Source organism: Pseudomonas sp. GW822-FHT02G04, assembly GCF_058802085.1.
In genome coordinates this window covers 1-16986 of sequence record NZ_JBXANU010000007.1, presented here as the reverse complement: position 1 = coordinate 16986, position 16986 = coordinate 1, and the positions used below count along the sequence as shown (strand labels likewise).

General features: G+C 60.1%; 12 protein-coding genes. 4 read left to right on the top strand and 8 right to left on the bottom strand.

Translation table 11 applies throughout. From position 1 onward, the window contains the following. The first annotated feature begins 8 nt into the window (after positions 1–8). From AC1RO5_RS11820 to AC1RO5_RS11810, 3 genes are all read left to right on the top strand, one after another. Entirely contained in the window at positions 9–584 is a 576-nt protein-coding gene (locus AC1RO5_RS11820) for an NAD(P)H-dependent oxidoreductase (protein WP_305411045.1), read from the top strand. Positions 585–632: 48 nt separating this feature from the next. Beyond that, positions 633–1004 (top strand): MerR family transcriptional regulator, encoded by a 372-nt coding sequence (locus AC1RO5_RS11815; protein ID WP_493174977.1) that lies wholly within the window; start codon positions 633–635, stop codon positions 1002–1004. 123 nt (positions 1005–1127) lie between these two features. Next, positions 1128–1472, top strand: coding sequence for a cupin domain-containing protein (locus tag AC1RO5_RS11810; protein ID WP_007900627.1), 345 nt, complete (start codon positions 1128–1130; stop codon positions 1470–1472). Between the two features lie 94 nt (positions 1473–1566). Here the strand turns inward: AC1RO5_RS11810 and mmsB are convergent, their stop codons facing one another. Next, positions 1567–2454: a 3-hydroxyisobutyrate dehydrogenase gene (gene mmsB / locus AC1RO5_RS11805; RefSeq protein ID WP_493174976.1), complete on the bottom strand. Its 888-nt coding sequence runs from the start codon at positions 2452–2454 to the stop codon at positions 1567–1569. 10 nt (positions 2455–2464) lie between these two features. Then, a complete protein-coding gene (locus AC1RO5_RS11800) occupies positions 2465–3982 on the bottom strand; it encodes a CoA-acylating methylmalonate-semialdehyde dehydrogenase (protein ID WP_007933394.1) in 1518 nt (505 codons plus the stop codon). A 163-nt stretch (positions 3983–4145) separates the two neighbouring features. On the opposite strand from AC1RO5_RS11800, the gene AC1RO5_RS11795 reads away from it, so the two are divergent. Beyond that, a complete protein-coding gene (locus AC1RO5_RS11795) occupies positions 4146–5093 on the top strand; it encodes a LysR family transcriptional regulator (RefSeq protein ID WP_258672309.1) in 948 nt (315 codons plus the stop codon). Here AC1RO5_RS11795 and yfiB read toward each other — a convergent pair. The 6 genes from yfiB to recC all read right to left on the bottom strand — a co-directional run bounded on the left by yfiB (position 5090) and on the right by recC (position 16802). Further along, a complete protein-coding gene (gene yfiB / locus AC1RO5_RS11790; protein WP_493174975.1) occupies positions 5090–5593 on the bottom strand; it encodes an outer membrane lipoprotein YfiB in 504 nt (167 codons plus the stop codon). The genes AC1RO5_RS11795 and yfiB overlap by 4 nt on opposite strands. 5 nt (positions 5594–5598) lie before the next feature. After that, positions 5599–6867: a diguanylate cyclase DgcN/YfiN gene (gene dgcN, locus AC1RO5_RS11785; protein ID WP_493174974.1), complete on the bottom strand. Its 1269-nt coding sequence runs from the start codon at positions 6865–6867 to the stop codon at positions 5599–5601. Further along, positions 6864–7439 (bottom strand): regulatory sequestration protein YfiR, encoded by a 576-nt coding sequence (gene yfiR / locus AC1RO5_RS11780; protein ID WP_493174973.1) that lies wholly within the window; start codon positions 7437–7439, stop codon positions 6864–6866. The genes dgcN and yfiR overlap by 4 nt, the downstream gene beginning before the upstream one ends. A gap of 119 nt (positions 7440–7558) precedes the next feature. Then, positions 7559–9667 (bottom strand): exodeoxyribonuclease V subunit alpha, encoded by a 2109-nt coding sequence (gene recD / locus AC1RO5_RS11775; protein ID WP_493174972.1) that lies wholly within the window; start codon positions 9665–9667, stop codon positions 7559–7561. Then, positions 9664–13353, bottom strand: coding sequence for an exodeoxyribonuclease V subunit beta (gene recB / locus AC1RO5_RS11770; protein ID WP_493174971.1), 3690 nt, complete (start codon positions 13351–13353; stop codon positions 9664–9666). Before recB ends, recD begins: the two co-directional genes overlap by 4 nt. Beyond that, positions 13350–16802, bottom strand: coding sequence for an exodeoxyribonuclease V subunit gamma (recC, locus tag AC1RO5_RS11765; RefSeq protein WP_493174970.1), 3453 nt, complete (start codon positions 16800–16802; stop codon positions 13350–13352). Before recC ends, recB begins: the two co-directional genes overlap by 4 nt. Between the last annotated feature and the right edge of the window lie 184 nt (positions 16803–16986).

Below are 16986 nucleotides of genomic sequence, written 5' to 3'. Positions count from 1 at the left end.
CCGCTACGGTGAGCAAACGAATTCTGGTGATTCTCGGTCATCCTTCGAGCAACAGTTTCTGCGGCGCACTGGCCGAACGCTACGCACAATCGGCGCTGCGTGCCGGGCATGAGGTGCGCCAGTTATTTCTGGGCAAACTGGATTTTGATCCGGTACTGCGTGAAGGGTATCAACAGGTTCAGCCACTGGAAGCCGACCTGCGCCGCGCTCAGGCGGACATTCTGTGGGCCGAACACCTGACCCTGGTCTACCCGATCTGGTGGGGAGGCGTACCGGCGTTGCTCAAGGGCTTTTTCGATCGGGTGTTCCTGCCAGGTTTCGCCTTCAAGTACCGCGAAGGCAAAGCCTTCCCCGACAAACTCCTGCGCGGTCGCAGCGCGCATCTGCTGGTGACCATGGACACGCCACCCTGGTATTACCGCTGGATCTACCGCATGCCCGGGCTGCACCAGATACGTAAAACCACCCTCGCCTTCTGCGGCATCGAACCCCGGCGCACACTCACGTTCGGCCCGATTCTCGGCGCAAGCGAGGGTCAGCGTGAGGCCTGGTTACGGCAAGCCCAGGCTATCGCCAGTCACTGAGTGTGCCGATAATGCGCCGGGTGTTACCACCGCGAAAAGGGACTTTTCATGTACATCGGCCAAGCCGCACAACGCTCCGGGACGACAATCAAGAGCATTCGTCATTACGAGTCCATCGGCTTGCTGCCTGCCGCTCAGCGACAAGGCAGATACCGTGTCTACGACCAACAAAGCATCGACCTGCTGATCCTCATCAAGTGCGCTCAACAGTTGGGTTTCAGGCTCAAGGAATTACAGGCAATCTTTACCGGGCATCAAGGCCAGGCGATGCCCTGGTCATTGGCGCAGCAGGCCATCGATGCCAAGAAGTGTGAAATCAGCGAGAAGATTGCTGCACTCAGGCATCAACACGAGCAATTGGTCGGGTTCGAGAGCACCTTCCTGCAGGCCCGAATCGATTGTCCGCTGGAAAGTCTTTGAGGGTAGCGCGCGTTTCTGGACAGCTCGATGTCGAATACAGACAACTGAGCGGAGCATGGGCGCTATAGGGTGCGACTTCAGTTCTTCAGTACCACTTTCTATATTCCAAGGCCCGGAGTCCACATGACCGCACCGATTACCGTTCTTCGCGACACTCACCCGTTGCCCGTACTCGACGCCTGCAAATGGGAAAAGCTCGAAGGCGATCCGCACACCGTCAACCTCAACGCGTACACCAGCGAAGATGGCAGCAAGATCATGGGCACCTGGATCTGCACGCCGGGCAAGTGGTATGTGGAATACGTGAAGTGGGAATACTGCCACTTCCAGGAAGGCTACTGCATCATCACCCCGGAAGGCATGGCGCCGATCCACCTGCGCGCCGGTGACATTTTCGTCATCGAGCCGGGCATGAAAGGCACGTGGGAAGTGGTTGAAACCGTGCGTAAGTATTTCGTGTTTGCCTGATGCAAAAAACCGAGAGACCACCCGACGTGGTCTCTCGGTAAAGAGGCATGCATGAATCCTGTGGCGAGGGAGCTTGCTCCCTCGCCACAAACGCTTATTGGGGTTTGCGATAGCTGTTGATGATCGCCGAGAAGTCCTTGCCCCCTTCTCCACGCAGGCTCATCGCCTGATACAACTGCTGGGCCACCGCGCCGAGCACGACCGGTTGGTGCGCCTGACGTGCCGCCTCAGTGGCCAGCCCCAGATCCTTGAGCATCAGTTCAGCACCGAAACCGCCGGTATAACCGCGCGAGGCCGGCGCCGTTTCGACGATGCCCGGCCACGGGTTGTATATCTCAGAACTCCAGCAGCGCCCGGTTGAACTGTTAATGACGCCCGCCAGCACCGTTGTGTCGATACCCAGGGCGCTGCCCAGTGCCATGGCTTCGCTGACACCGACCATGGAAATCCCCAGCAGCAGGTTGTTGCAGATCTTGGCGATTTGCCCGGTGCCGACTTCGCCGCAATGGACGATGTTGCGGCCCATCTGCGCCAGCACCGGTTGCAGAGTGGCGAACAGTTCAGGCGTGGCGCCGACCATGAAGGTCAGCGTCCCGGCCGCTGCACCGCCAGTGCCACCGGAAACCGGGGCATCGGCCATGGCCACGTCCTGCTTTGCGGCCGCCGCGGCAACATCTCGCGCCGTCTGCGGATCGATGGTGCTGCAATCCACCGCTGGCACGCCTTTGGCGATTCCCGCCAGCACGCCGTCTTCCCCCAGCCAGACGCTGCGCACATGGGCCGCGGCCGGCAGCATGGTGATCACCAGTTGCACGTCTTTCGACGCTTCCTTCGGTGAAGTGCTGATGCTGCCGCCGAGTTGAGCCAGTTCGGCCAGCACGGTTTGATTGAGATCAAACAGGTTCAGCGAATGGCCGGCCTTGATCAGGTTGCGCGCCATCGGCGCGCCCATGTTGCCGAGACCGATAAAAGCGATTTTCATGTCCGGCTCCTTAACGCAAGTGGATGGTGGTGTTCACACCGTGGTTGATGCTGTCGTCATCGAACCAACGCGCGGTGACGGTCTTGGTTTGAGTGTAGAACTGCACCACTTGCTTGCCATACGGACCGAGGTCGCCAAGTTTGGAACCACGGGAACCGGTGAAGCTGAAGAACGGCACCGGCACCGGAATCGGGATGTTGATGCCGACCTGACCAACGTCGATTTCCGTCTGGAATTTGCGCGCCGCCGCACCACTCTGGGTGAACAGACCCGTGCCGTTGCCGAACGGGTTGGCGTTGACCAGGGCGATGGCCTCATCGAGGGTGTCGACTTCCAGCACCACCAGCACCGGGCCAAAGATTTCCTGGGTGTAGATCTGCATCTCAGGGGTCACGCCGGAGAACAGAGTCGGACCGACAAAGTTGCCCTGTTCGTAGCCCGGAACAGTGATGTCGCGACCGTCCAGTTCCAGCTTGGCGCCTTCCTTGATACCGCTTTCGATCAGGTCGAGAATCCGAGCCTTGGCTCGTTTGGAAATCACCGGACCCACATCAGTGCCTGGCTCGCTGCCGGCATTGACCTTGAGTTTCTGCGCCAGCGCCTTGAGATCCGGCAGCCATTGTTTGGCCGCGCCCACCAGCACCACCACCGAGGTGGCCATGCAGCGTTGCCCGGCCGCACCGAAACCGGCGCCGACCAGTGCATTGAGCGCTTGCTCGCGGTTGGCATCGGGTAGCACAACGGCGTGGTTCTTGGCACCCATCATCGATTGCACGCGCTTGCCGTGTTTGCCGGCTAGGTCGTAGACATGCGTGCCGACCGCGGTCGAACCGACGAACGAAACAGCCTTGATGTCCTTGTGGGTGCAAAGCGCATCGACCACATCCTTGCCACCATGAACGACGTTGAGCACACCCGGAGGAATGCCGGCTTCAATCGCCAGTTCCACCAACAGCATGGTCGACATCGGATCCTGCTCGGAAGGCTTGAGCACGAAGGTGTTGCCGCAGGCGATGGCCATCGGGAACATCCACAGCGGAATCATCGCCGGGAAGTTGAACGGGGTAATGCCGGCGCAGACGCCGATCGGCTGACGCAGGGTGTAGGTATCGACACCGCCAGCGACGTTCTCGGCAAACTCGCCCATTTGCAGGCTGCCAATGGAACAGGCGTGTTCGACCACTTCCAGGCCACGGAAGATATCGCCTTCAGCGTCGGCGATGGTTTTGCCCTGCTCATTGCTGAGTACCACGGCAATACGCTTGGAGTGCTCGCGAATCAGCGCCTGAAGCTTGAGCATGATGCGCATCCGCGCGCCGATTGGCGTCAGCTTCCAGGTCTGAAAGGCGCGATGGGCGGCGCTGATGGCGGCATCGACTTCAGCAGCGGTCGCGAAGGGGACTTTGGCCAGCACTTGCTGGGTCGCCGGATTAACGATGTCGTGCCATTCGGTGGTCTGGGATTCGACCCACTCGCCATCGATCAATAACTTGACCTTTTGCACGGTGGTTTCTAGCGATGCGTTCATGTTGGGTCTCCGGGACGTTGTTCTTATTTAGAGAGCTATCTTGGGAGCCAAGGCGAGAAAGTCGCCTTGAGATGAGGCGTGTGCCGCGATTTGGTTGTCGGACTGTTTTTGGAGTATAGATGTGCAAACTTCTAATAAGAACGCACATAAAAGCCGGTCCATCATGCAAAAAAACATCACCTCTTTAGGCTCGTTGAACTGGGATGACCTCAAGTTTTTCCTCGAGGTTGCCCGCACTCGCAAGGCCAGTACCGCGGCCAAGCGCCTGGCGGTGGACTACACCACTGTGTCGCGGCGCATCAGTTCGCTGGAGGCCTCGTTGGGCACGCTGTTGTTCGAGAAGTCCCGCACCAGCGGCTTCGTCCTGACCGCTGAAGGCCAGCGTCTGCTGGGTTACGCCGAATCGATCGAAAGCACTCTGCACATGGCCTGCGAGCAGGTTTCGGGCTCAGGCGTCGCGCTGTCCGGGCATGTGCGCATGGGCTGTACCGAAGGGTTCGGCAGCTTTTTCATCACCCCGCAGCTGAGCCATTTCGTCGACGCCTACCCGGCGATATCGGTGGACATCCTGCCGCTGCCGCACTTCATCAGCCTGTCCAAGCGCGAGGCAGACATCGTCATTGCGCTGGAGCGGCCGGAACACGGCCCTTATGTCTGCTGCAAACTCTGTGACTATCGATTGCAGCTGTACGCGACCCAGGATTATCTGGACAAGCACCCACCGATCCGCCGCCCGGCAGATTTGAGCAAGCATCAATTCATCAGTTATGTGGACGATCTGGCGTTCAGCTCGGAGCTGCTGTACCTGGCGAATGTGTTGCCCGGTGCCAGTGCCAATCTGCGCAGCACCAGTGTGATCGCGCAGTTCGTGGCGGCGCAGCAAGGACGGTCACTGGCGATTCTGCCGTGCTTTTTGGCGGCTCAGGATCCGCGATTGCTGCCGGTGTTACCGCAAGAGATCACCATCACCCGGCAGTTCTGGATGTACTGCCGCGAAGACCTGCGCAAGCTCAAGCGGATTACCTTGTTGTGGGACTACATCCGTACCGTCACCGAGCAGAATCATGCGCTGTTGATGGGGGAAAGCCGGGAGATGGTGTTCGCCGATTAATCGGCACTCACCACGATCGACACCCGGCGGTTCTCGGTGCGCCCGGCCGCGGTGGCGTTGGAGGCGACGGGCTTGCTGCTGCCCAGGCCGCGCAGCTGGATGTTTTGTTCTTTTATGCCGACAGCGGCCAAGACATTGCCGACGCTCTTCGCGCGACGCAGGGAAAGCTGTTCGTTATAGGACTCTTTGCCCGAGGCATCGGTGTGGCCGTCGACTCTCACTCGCTCGATTCCCACACTCAACAACGCCTTGCCAATGCGCTCGACGATCTCGGTACTGGTGGGGTTGAGGTGCTCGACATCACTACCGAACAGCACTTTGTCGGACAGGCCGAACGCCCAGCCATCGTCAGTCATCTCGAAACCTTGCTGCTTGAGCATAGCGATCTGCGCCGGGGTCAGGCCTTTCTGTGGTGTCGTCTGGCAACCGGTCAATGCCAGCAAGGTCATGAATAAGGTAATCGTAAAAAATCGCAGAGAACGCTGAGTGAGTGTGAACACAGAAATTAGCTCCTGGTTTGAACATCGGCGACAGAGTGCTCCGACCCTGCCGTGTGGTGGGCGCCTCGGGAAAGGCGCTTGGCCTGATACATCGCGGCGTCGGCAGCATCGAGCAGCGCCCCCGGCGTGAGCCCATGGTCCGGGTACACGGCGATGCCGATACTGAGTGAAGTCAACACTTGGGTACTGCCCGGCAACGGGATTGGCGCTTCCATACTGGCAATGATTTTGTCGGCAATCCGTTCGGCGTCTTCGGTCTTGTGCAGCGGCGTCAACAGCACGGCAAACTCGTCGCCACCCAGACGCGCCACCAAATCCTCTTCACGCAACTGCGCACGAACCCGGGTCGCCACGGCGATGAGCACTGCATCACCGGCAGCGTGACCGAAGTTGTCGTTGATCTCCTTGAACCGGTCGCTGTCGAGAAACAGCACGGCCACTCGCTCATCGAGCTTGCCGGCATTGCGCAAGGCGCGCATCAGGCGGCCTTCGAAAAACGCCCGATTCGGCAACCCGGTAAGGCTGTCATGGCTGGCCTGGTGGGCCAGGGTTTCGTTTTCGCTTTGCAGGTGGGTCTGCCAGGACTCGAGCTCGTCGAGCAAGGCATTGAAGTCGTTGCCCAGGTTGTCGAGTTCGGCAATGTCGGCGGGTGGTACGCGCCGGTCGAAGGCACGCTCGCTACGGGCGGCGTGAGCCACGACAGCCAGGCTGCGCAACGGGCCGGTGATTCCTCGCAATTGCCGACGCGCCAGATAAAGCGCAACCCAGGCACTGACAGCGGTACACAAGACGATTCCCACCAGACCGCTGAGCAAGAAGCGCATCAGGCTGCCGCCATGACCGGTGAGCAGGATGCTGCCGATTTCCTGACCTTGATGGGTGATCGGCATGCTGATGGGTTTTTCCAGAATCGTTCGGACGATCTGCATTTCAAGATCGGAGAGCCACCCCGTTTCCGGTCGTTGCCAACGCGCGAGCAACTCGCCTTCCTCGTCCATCACTTGTGCATCAGCCACTTCTTCAGTGGACGCGATCAATGCCAGCGCTTCGGTGGCGGCGGCCTTGTCGTTGAACACCACCGCGGCTTCCACGGTGTAGTTGATCGAACGGGCAATCAGATGCAGGTTGTGATCGGCATAGACCCGCAAAGCCAGAACACCCAGCAAGGTCAATGAAACACTGGCCATGGCCACGCCCACCAGGGCGACGATCAAATGTCCACGGCCGATAACCGACCCCAGGGTCGGACGTATACGAGATTTAAATAGACTCATGGCGCCGCCGGCTTGCGGCGCGACAGTTGCAGCACACTGGGGTGAATACGTACACCGCTGCGAGCGACCGAGTCGAGGTTGACCTCGAAGGACACCTGTTCATCACCGACCCGCAGGCAGAACAGGCTGCCAACGGTGCATTGATCGCCGCCTTCGCTGATGCTCACCACCGGGCGCCCCGTCAACGAGGCGAATAGCTGACTGCGCTCATCGCTGGTCAGCTTGCCGATGTACACCGCATCACATTCACTGGCGATGGCCGGGTTATCGGCCAACAACCGTCGTACGGTAACCGGTCGACCCGTAGCTTGCGTGGTGCCTTTGACCAGGTCGTCGGTGTATTCAGTGGGGCCGACCACGCACAGACGCAGCTGTTGGGGTTCAACAGGCCATCGGGCATAACTGAGGATCCCGAGTACCACCTGAGTGACCGAGCTGGCGCGCTTGTCGGCCTTGCTCACGGCGGTTTCCGGTTGAGCGCAGACAACGCCCGTCAACAAACAGAGAAGGCCGGCAAGTAGCACTTGCTTGCAGCCAACGACGCGCTCTGTCGCCCAGACAGCCACCTTCATGCAGGGATTCCCTACGATCGCAACAAAATGATGCCGCAACGATAGCACAGCACCGAAACACCAGCGAGGCCACGCACTACGGCACATCGGACAGATTCCGGCGTCTGGCACCGCCCCGTTCAATGACTCGGCCAGGTACCCTCTTCCAGCTCCAGCATTAACCCGCTCAAGCGCTTGACCTTGCGCCGCACGGCCTCTTCGAATACGCCGGCTCGAGGCTCAATCAGGGTAAACCAGTCTTTGGCCCGGGTTATCCCGGTATAGATCAGTTCCTTGGTGAGCACAGGATTCAAAGCATCCGGCAGAATCAACGCCGTATGAGCAAATTCCGAGCCTTGGGATTTGTGCACGGTCATGGCATACACCGTGTCGACATCGTTGAGTCGACTTGGCAGGACAAAGCGCACACCGCCCTGCCCATCATTGCGCGGGAAGGCCACTCGCAGCACGTGCCGCCCGGCCTCCGGCCCCTCACGCTCCGGCAGCTTGAGGGCAATACCAATGTCACCGTTCATCAAACCCAGGCCATAGTCGTTGCGGGTCATCAGCACGGGCCGACCTTCGTACCACTGGTGGTCGCTGTCGATCAGCCGAGCCTTGAGCAGTGCGTCGGTCACACGCTGATTCAAGCCTTCCACCCCCCAAGGCCCTTTGCGTACGGCACACAACAGCTGGAAAGCGTCGAAGGCTTGTAGCACCACGCGAGCCCAATTAGCCCAGCATGGATCGTCGAGCGGGCGGTCGAGCGCTGGTCGCTGACTACGCAAAAGACTCAGGTAATGCCGATAACCTTGCGGTCCCCCGCCATGGCCCTCGAGCAACAAGCGCTCCAGCGCCCGGTCCTGCTCACCCTTGAGGGGCAGGGAAAATACGTCGCCATGACTTGCAGCGGCCAATAACTTGCGCGCGTCCTCGGGATGCTGTTGGTTGACCCAACGGGCCAACTGACCAATTCCGCTACCCTCGCCGAAGCGCCGTGAGTGACGCAGCATCACGACTTGCTGGGCCAGTGGATGCGCGCCGTGGGTGTCTTCCCGCAAACCGCTGGCATCGAGGCGCTCACCGCTGACCGCCTCCAGCCACTGGCGGGTCTGCGGGCTGTACCAACCGGCTTCGGCATCGCGACACAGATCGCCCAGCACGGCACCGGCCTCTACCGACGCCAATTGGTCCTTGTCACCGAGCAGCACCAGACGGGCATGGGGCGGCAATGCATCGAGCAGGTTGGCCATCATTTCCAGGTCGATCATCGAGGCTTCGTCCACCACCAATACATCCAGCGGCAAGCGATTACCGGCGTGGTGACGGAAATGCCGGGTACCGGGACGACTGCCGAGCAAACGGTGCACGGTAGTCACATCCGACGGGATCTTCTCGCGCACTGTTTCAGGCACTTTCAGGGTTTGAACCTGCTGACTGATGGACTCGGTCAATCGTGCGGCAGCTTTGCCGGTGGGTGCCGCAAGACGAATGCGCAGCGGTTTACCGGCCTCCACTGCAGGTGCCTGGAGCAATGCGAGCAAGCGCACGACCGTGGTGGTCTTGCCGGTTCCCGGGCCGCCGGTGACGATGCTGAACGCACTGCGGGTAGCCAGGGCACACGCGAGCTTCTGCCAGTCGATCACTTCATCAGACCTGGCTGGACCGAACAGGCCGGTCAGGCGCTGGGGCAAATCGCTCGGCGTAGCTTCGTGTGTCGCCAGACGCTGGCGCAGCGCGTGGTCGATGCGCCGTTCGTAAGCCCAGTAGCGGCGCAGGTACAGGCGTTTACCCGACAGCACCAACGGCCGGTGCTGCGCGGCCTCACGACCGTCGACGGCCAGAGCCACCAGACGACTGGATGCCAGGACCTTGCACCAATGGGCGCCGTCCAGCGCCTCAAGCAATTGCGACGGCAGCAACATCGCACCGCTTTGCACATCACCTTCCGGCGGTAGCGACAGGGCAAAGTCCGGCTCTTTCAGTGTTTCGAACAGATCCAGGCAGACATGACCGTGGCCCAGTTGGTGACTGATCAACGCGGCGGCCAGCAGCACCAGCGGATCATCGTCGGGAGCAAGCTCGTGGAGAAACGCGACGAAGGCCTTGTCCAGCGCCCGCAGCCAGCCGCGCTCGACCCAGCGCGTGAGCAGCAGCAACAAGTCATCAGCGCGACTCAACGGGGCCAGGTCCGCCAGACTTTCGGCCGCCAACGGCGTAGGCAGCAAATCGGCGAAAGTGCGACTCATAGCAATACTCCCTGTTCCCAGGCAGGTTCGGCCTTGGGCTCTGGTTTGCCCTGGAACAACCGGTCCAGGCGCTCGATCAGCTCCCGTGGCGGACGGGCAAAATACACGCCTTGGCTGGCCGCTCGAGTACCGCGAAGAAACAGGTACAACGCTCCACCGACATGTCGGTCGTAATCGTAATCGACCAGCCGAGCCTTGAGCTGGCGATGCAGGGCGAGCAGGTACAGTACGTATTGCAGGTCGTAACGGTTGTCGAGAATCGACTGTTCCATGGCCTGCTCGGTATAGGCCGCGTCATCGACGCCCAGCCAATTGGATTTGTAGTCAGCGACGTAGTAACGGCCTTCATGCTCGAACGTCAGGTCGATGAAGCCTTTGAACATGCCATTGAGCAGCACCGGTTCGGCAGCCACCCGGGCCACGCCGTGATGGGTGTATTGGCGCACCAGCTCATCGAGCTTGAGCACATCGACTTTATGACTGGCGAACCAGAATTCCATCTCGACCCGGTATTGAGACAGTTGCTCGAACACCACCGGCGCCTGCCCGCCACCGATGTGCAATGGGGATTTGAGCAAGTGCAGCAGCCAGCCGCTCAACGTGGTGATCCAGCCTTCCCAGCCACGGCGGTTGCAGCGACGGGCAATGGCGTCTTCCACGGTTTGCGGTGCAGCGGCAAAGCCTTCGTCACCGGCCCATTCGAGCAATCCATGAAGAAAAGTGCCGGGGTTCGGCCCACGAGGGAATCGATGGATATCTGCGCCGCCAGCGGCGACTTCTCGTGGCGCTTCGGGATCAAGGCGTTCGTCATCAAACAGCTTTTGTGCTTGCGCGCTCTCCGGTGCCTCGTCACTGCCCACGCTCAAGCTGTCACCAATGCGTAAGGCACTGTAAGAGGCGATCCACCAGTTTTCGCTGGCCTTGCGCCTGGGTATCAGCGGGGCCAGCAAGGTCGCTTCATTGCGTGGCGGATGGTAATGCTCGGCGGTCGCGTCAGGCATTTCACCGTAGTTCAGCGCCGCACAGTCTTGCTGCAGGTCTTCCAGCCAACGACGCAGCCCTGCCGACTCAGCCAATGGCGCACCACCGCCCAGCAGATAACCCAACGCCGAAAGGTGCAGGACCGAACCGTTGTTATTGCCGCGCTTGAGGTCCGTCACACCCAGCCAGCAAGCATGTTGTGCCCGGGTCAGAGCCACATAGAGCAGTCGAAGATCTTCGGCCAAACGCTCATCATCGGCCAGGGCGATCAACTCGGCCGTCGGCTTCAAGCTCACTTGTGCCTTGCCCGCGGCATCGTGGTAATGCAGCGGCAGACGACTGCCATCCACCGGTTTTGCCGAGCAGATGAACGGCAGAAATACCAACGGATATTCAAGCCCTTTGGATTTGTGGATGGTCACGACCTTGACCAGTTGCTCGTCGCTTTCCAGACGCAGGATCTGTTCTTCGCCAGCCTGACCAGACAACGCCAGATGCTCGGACAAATGACGGATCAGTGCTTGCTCGCCATCGAGTTCGGCGGCGGCCTGCTGCAGCAACTCGGACAAGTGCAGCAGGTTGGTCAATATCCGTTCACCATCGCTGCGCGCGATCAACGCCTGGGGCAGCTGAAAATCATGTAGCAATCGCCGCAACATGGGCAGCACGCCCTGCTTGCGCCAGAGCTCGCGATAACCGCGGAACTGCATGACCCGTGCTTCCCAGGCCAGTTCGTCCTGATTCAGCCGCTCCAGTTCAGACAATGAAAGGTTCAGCGTAATGCAGGCCAGCGCGGCACGCAGGGGACGTTCGACATCCGGCTCGGCACACGCCTTGAGCCAGGTCAGCAGATCATGGGCCTCCTGCGCGGCGAACACTGAGTCCTTGTCTGAGAGGTAAACACTGCGCACACCGCGAGCGGAAAGTTCGCCGCGCACGGCCTGGGCCTCTTTGCCGTCGCGCACCAGAATCGCGATATCTGCCGGCAGCAGGCCTTTGAGATCCTTACCATCCTGGATGAAGCCCGCACGGCCTTGCTGACCGCCATTGAGCAGCGCAGTAATTTCACTGGCGCAGGCGGCGGCCAATTGTTGTCGATACACCACGCCGGACAGTGGCTGGTCAGAGGACAAATGCCAGATGTTCAGGGCAGGTACAACCTGACCCTCAATGTGCAGGACTTCTTTGCGCCCTTGGGACTCCACGGGCAGAAACGGTACCGGGTTCTCGCCACTCTTCTCACGGAACAGGAACGCGCCGCGCCCCTGCTCACGAAATTCGGCGCGCTCGAACACATGGTTCACCGCGTTGACCATGCCATGACTGGAACGGAAATTTGTACCCAGGGTATGCAGGCGGCCGGTGGTGGCTTGCCGGGCGCGCAGATAGGTATAGATATCGGCACCGCGAAAGGCATAGATCGCCTGCTTCGGGTCGCCGATCAGGAACAGGCCGGATTCAGGATTGTTGTCTTCGATGCGATAAATGCTCTCGAAGATTCGGTACTGCACCGGGTCGGTGTCCTGGAATTCGTCGATCAGCGCAACCGGGAACTGCTCGCGGATCAAGGTCGCCAGACGCTCACCGCCATCGGACTGCAACGCCGCATCGAGACGCAGCAGCATGTCATCGAAACCCATTTCCGCGCGACGACGCTTTTCTTCCTCGAACCGAGCACCGACCCAGTGGGCGGCATGTTGCAGCACGGCGGCATCGGGGGTCGGCAAGCCATCGAGACTGGCCTTGAGGCCGGGCATCGCATCGAGACCGGGATGACGGGGAGCTTCACCTTTCCATGCTTCAGCCATGCCATCGGGAGTCAGGCGAGTGAAGCCGGTGCCAATGTCCAGTTGCTCCAGAGATTCGTCTTCGGCCCAGGCCCGGAGCTTTTCGAACCAGGGTTCGAAGTAGCGCGCCTGCATCTTGCGACCATCGACGCTTTTGCTCGCGACGCCCTGATGACAGATGGCAAGCAGCTCATCGGCCCATTGGCGCCAGGGCATCTTGAGCTCGAGCAAAGCGGCCCGTCGTTCCTCTAGGCACTCGGCAATCAACTCGGCAGGTTCTTTACCTTCAACGCTATCACGCTCGCTGGCGAACAACCCACGCACTCGCGGCAACAACGCCGCCGGGCCACCCCAGTTACCACGAACCCAGTTCAGCGCATCGCCTTGCATCGGGTAGCAGAACAGTCGCCAGTAGTCGCGCAGGACTTCGCCGAGCAAATCACTGTGATCGGTTTCCAGGGTCTGGGTGAACAGGCTGCCACTGTCGAATGCATGTTCGCGCAGCATGCGCTGGCACCAACTGTGGATGGTCGATACCGCCGCTTCATCCATCCACTGGGCGGCGATGTCCAGGCGGTTTGCACAACCAGGCCACTGTTCGGGGAGGTATTGCTCGCGCAACTCGGCAATCAGGCCATCCGGCGCCGCTGTCTCATCGCGGAAAAACCGCGCAGCCTCAGCCAGCCGTGTGCGAATACGTTCGCGCAGTTCTTTGGTCGCGGCATCGGTGAAGGTCACCACGAGGATTTGCGGCGGCAGCAATTCACGGCCAAAACCACTCGACTCGTCGCCATGGCCAAGGACCAGACGCAAGTACAGCGCAGAAATGGTGAAAGTCTTGCCGGTCCCCGCGCTGGCTTCGATCAGTTGGCTGCCACGCAGGGGGAATGCCAGGGCCAGCGGTGTTTTCGTGGTCATGGGCGCGCCTCCTCGCTCGTCAATGAACGCCAGGGAGCCTCAAGCAGCGGCCGATACAAAGCGTCGCACCAATCGGGGAAGGTCTCGTCGGCAATCAGGACATCGTAGTCGGCGTATTGCCGAGCGAGTGCCGGGCTTTCGCGGCGCTCGCCATCAGTGGTCTGGCCATCGCCTTCATAGGCCTTGCGGGCAGCGGCGTCGGCTTTGACCGGATCGCTTTGAGCCAGCCAGGCGAAGGCTGTTTTTACGGCAATCGGCAACGGCTGGCGCATGCCCGTTTGCCAGGCCAGCAACAGATTACCCAGGACATCAAGTGCTGCATCCTTCGCCAACGGAGCCAGTAGCAGGCTGTCGTCACTGGCCACCAACGCGGTGGTCATCGGCATTCCGCTGGCACAGGCAACCAGGTGATTGATCCATGGTCGCGTCAGACGATGCCATTTGCGGGTCTTGGGCGAGCCGATGCTGTTGGGAATCGTGGTGACCGACAGCAAACCACCGTCCGCCCGTTGATGCAGGCCACTGAGCCAGCCCTCCAGGCGCAGCCCATGCAGTTCCAGACTCACCGGCAACGCGCTGGTGAGCGGGGTCGGCCATAACGCCAGGAGCTGCTGATAGCGCTGCAACAGATCCGGCAGCGGCTCGATCAACTCTCGCTGCAGACATTCGCCAAAACCGGCCATGGGCAAGAGCCCGCTGTTTTGCAGGCGTTTCGCCTGCGCCTCCAGTACCAGATCGGTTTGGTCCAGTTGCCCCAGTGCTGCTTCGAGCAAGCTGTGGCTGAGGCTATAGCGTTGCAACGCATCGAGCACAAATGGCTCTTCATCCGCCAAAGGCGCTTCGGCAGCCTCGAAGAACACCTTAAGTCGCTGACTGAAGAAATGCCGTACCGGATTGCGCAGAAAATCCTGCAATTGACCCAGACTCAGCGGCTCGTCTTGAATGTAGGGTTCAAGAACCTCGATGGCAGGCGTCATACCGCTGGACTGATGAAGTACCTGCCACTCGCTGGCGTAGCTGAACAAATCATCGCCTGCATGGAAGTAGCGCGCACTGAAGGGTTGCAGGGGATGTTCCTGAGTCATGGACTCAAGCAGATCATCATCGTCATTGTGCAATCGCCAACCGCTGGCGAGATGGTCACGCAGCTGTCCTATCAATACCGAGGCAGGACGCTCACTGTTGTCCCGAATACTGCGGCCGACCCAGCTGATATAGAGTTGGTCCCGCGCCGACAACAAGGCTTCCAGCAACAGATAGCGATCATCTTCACGCCGGGAACGATCGCCGGGCCGGTAGTCGCTGCCCATCAGGTCGAAGTCCAGTGGCGGCTGCGCGCGAGGGTAATCGCCGTCATTCATGCCCAGCAGGCAGACCAGTTTGAACGGGATCGCTCGCATGGGCATCAGGGTACAGAAGTTGACGGCACCGGCGAGAAAGCGCTGAGACAAGCGACCTTGGTCGAGGCCAGCCAGCCAGGCTTCACGGACTACGGTCAGTGGTAACTCGTCCTGCAAACCTACCGACTCGCAGGTCTCAAGCCAGGTCTCGCGCAACTCTTCGAGTTGGGCCAATAAATAGTCGTCATGTTCGTTACTGGCCTGGAAGAACAACTGCACCAGTGCTTGCAAGCGGATGCCCCAGAGTTTGGGCGACGCAGGTTGGGTGAGCTCCTGGTGGGCAATCTCCAGTGCATCCAGCAGTGCGACCAAAGGACCTATGAGCGCAGCATCCAGGCCACCGATCTCGTCGTAGGGTTCAATACCCTCGCAGGCACTGGCGCTGCCCACGGCATAACCAAGCAACATCCGTCGCAAGCCGAAACGCCAACTGTTTTGCTCCAGTTCTTCCGGCAGGCCCAGACCCGCACGCTGCTCGGCATTCATCCCCCAACGGATACCTGCGCCTTCGATCCAGCGGTGCAAGGTCGGCAGGTCACGTTCCTCTACGCCGAACCGAGCGCGTAATGCCGGAACGTCCAGCAGATCGAGAATTTCGCTGACAGGGAAGCGACTGTCAGGCAGTTTGAGCAGATGCTCGACAGCGATCAGTAGCGGGTCCCTGCCGCGCTGGCCTTGATCCGCGAGCGTGAAGGGAATGAAGCGTGGGTCGTGGCGATCAAGCTGACCAAAGACAGCGCGGATGTGGGGGGCGTAACTGTCGATGTCTGGAACCATCACGATCACGTCGCGAGGCCTTAAGTCTGGATCAGCACTGAATCGTGCGAGCAGCTGATCGTGGAGAATCTCCACTTCGCGTTGAGCACTATGGGCGATGTGAAAACGGATCGATTCATCCTTTGTCAGATCGACTGCAGGCCAACTCTCGCGAGTTTCGTTCAGGGGGCGCAATTCCAGGATGTCGTCCTGCAACTGATTGAGCATGCTCTGAGGCTGGTTATCGCTGAAAAGGTCGATGCGCCCATCGCGAAATGCCGAGCGATAGCTGTTGGGATCGTCGTAACTGTCGAGCAGATTGATGTAGTCCCGCCCCTGCTTGCCCCACGCCGCCAGTAGCGGGTGGGCATGCTGATGGAGCGTTTGCGGATCAAGCACAACCGGCATGCCGTGCTTGCGAGCCTGGCGCTTGTATTGATGCCGCAACAGGTCTTTATCGGCGACGATGTCTGCCCAATGATGACGACATGGGTTGTGTACGCACAGCAAGACCTGACTGAATCGAGCCAGCCCGGCAAGTGCTTCCAAGGCTTGAGCTGGCAGTGAAGAAATCCCGAAAACAATCACCCTGGAAGGCAATCCACCGGGCGCTCTGTCGAGACCATTGATACGCTCGATAAAGCGTTGGTGGACACCCGCGCGGCTTTGCGCCATGCCTTGTTCACCGACATCCAGCAACAGCGCACGCCACAGCTCTGCTTGCCAGCAGTTGGCCGGGGCCAGGGCTTTGGCTTCGCCTCTGCCATTTCGTAATTGGTGACGGCCTTCTGCCCAGTCTTCGAGCCAGTCCGCCCTGTAAACCTGATATTGGTCGAATAGATCCGCCAGTCGCTCTGCCAATTGATAGCGTTTGCGTAAGTCGGTGTCATTCGTAAGGAAGCGCTGCAGGGGTTCGAAGTGCGGCTGGTTGATCAACTGTGGTAGCAGGCGCATCAGGCGCCAGGTCAGTGGGGCTTTATCGAGCAGGGACTTGGCCGGGATTTCGTCACGTCCCAACACCATGCGATAGAGCTGCCACATGAAGCTGCCTGGCAACTGCACATCGATGGCGGCAGCGATTCCGCAGCCGCCCATGTCGTCATCTTCAGGGTCTTCGGCCAGTGCCAGCTTCAGCCATTGGGCGATGCCGTTGCTCTGCACCAGGGCGATTTCATTTTCCAAGGGAGCCAGCGGGTAGCGCCGCATCCAACTGACCACCAGGCTGCGCAGCTCGTCCAGGCGGTTGCCGTGAACCACCATAAAACCAGCACTAAGGGACGTAGCGTCCGGCATAAAGGCTTCCTTGGGAAAATACAAAAGCTAGGGCCGAACCTTAGCACTGTCGGCAGACCGTGACAGCCGGGAGCGTTCCGATGTTGCTGTACGAACTTTCCTGCGGGCAAAACAAAACCCCTACCTGCATACGCAGATAGGGGTTTCGGAATTTAATCTTGACGATGACCTACTCTCACATGGG

What these genes read in the sequence shown, in the direction of transcription:
- AC1RO5_RS11815 (WP_493174977.1), top strand. Translation starts at nt 633, where the DNA reads ATGTACATCGGCCAAGCCGCACAACGCTCCGGGACGACAATCAAGAGC.
- AC1RO5_RS11810 (WP_007900627.1), top strand. Translation starts at nt 1,128, where the DNA reads ATGACCGCACCGATTACCGTTCTTCGCGACACTCACCCGTTGCCCGTA.
- mmsB (WP_493174976.1), bottom strand. Translation starts at nt 2,454, where the DNA reads ATGAAAATCGCTTTTATCGGTCTCGGCAACATGGGCGCGCCGATGGCG.
- AC1RO5_RS11800 (WP_007933394.1), bottom strand. Translation starts at nt 3,982, where the DNA reads ATGAACGCATCGCTAGAAACCACCGTGCAAAAGGTCAAGTTATTGATC.
- AC1RO5_RS11795 (WP_258672309.1), top strand. Translation starts at nt 4,146, where the DNA reads ATGCAAAAAAACATCACCTCTTTAGGCTCGTTGAACTGGGATGACCTC.
- dgcN (WP_493174974.1), bottom strand. Translation starts at nt 6,867, where the DNA reads ATGAGTCTATTTAAATCTCGTATACGTCCGACCCTGGGGTCGGTTATC.
- yfiR (WP_493174973.1), bottom strand. Translation starts at nt 7,439, where the DNA reads ATGAAGGTGGCTGTCTGGGCGACAGAGCGCGTCGTTGGCTGCAAGCAA.
- recD (WP_493174972.1), bottom strand. Translation starts at nt 9,667, where the DNA reads ATGAGTCGCACTTTCGCCGATTTGCTGCCTACGCCGTTGGCGGCCGAA.
- recB (WP_493174971.1), bottom strand. Translation starts at nt 13,353, where the DNA reads ATGACCACGAAAACACCGCTGGCCCTGGCATTCCCCCTGCGTGGCAGC.
- recC (WP_493174970.1), bottom strand. Translation starts at nt 16,802, where the DNA reads ATGCCGGACGCTACGTCCCTTAGTGCTGGTTTTATGGTGGTTCACGGC.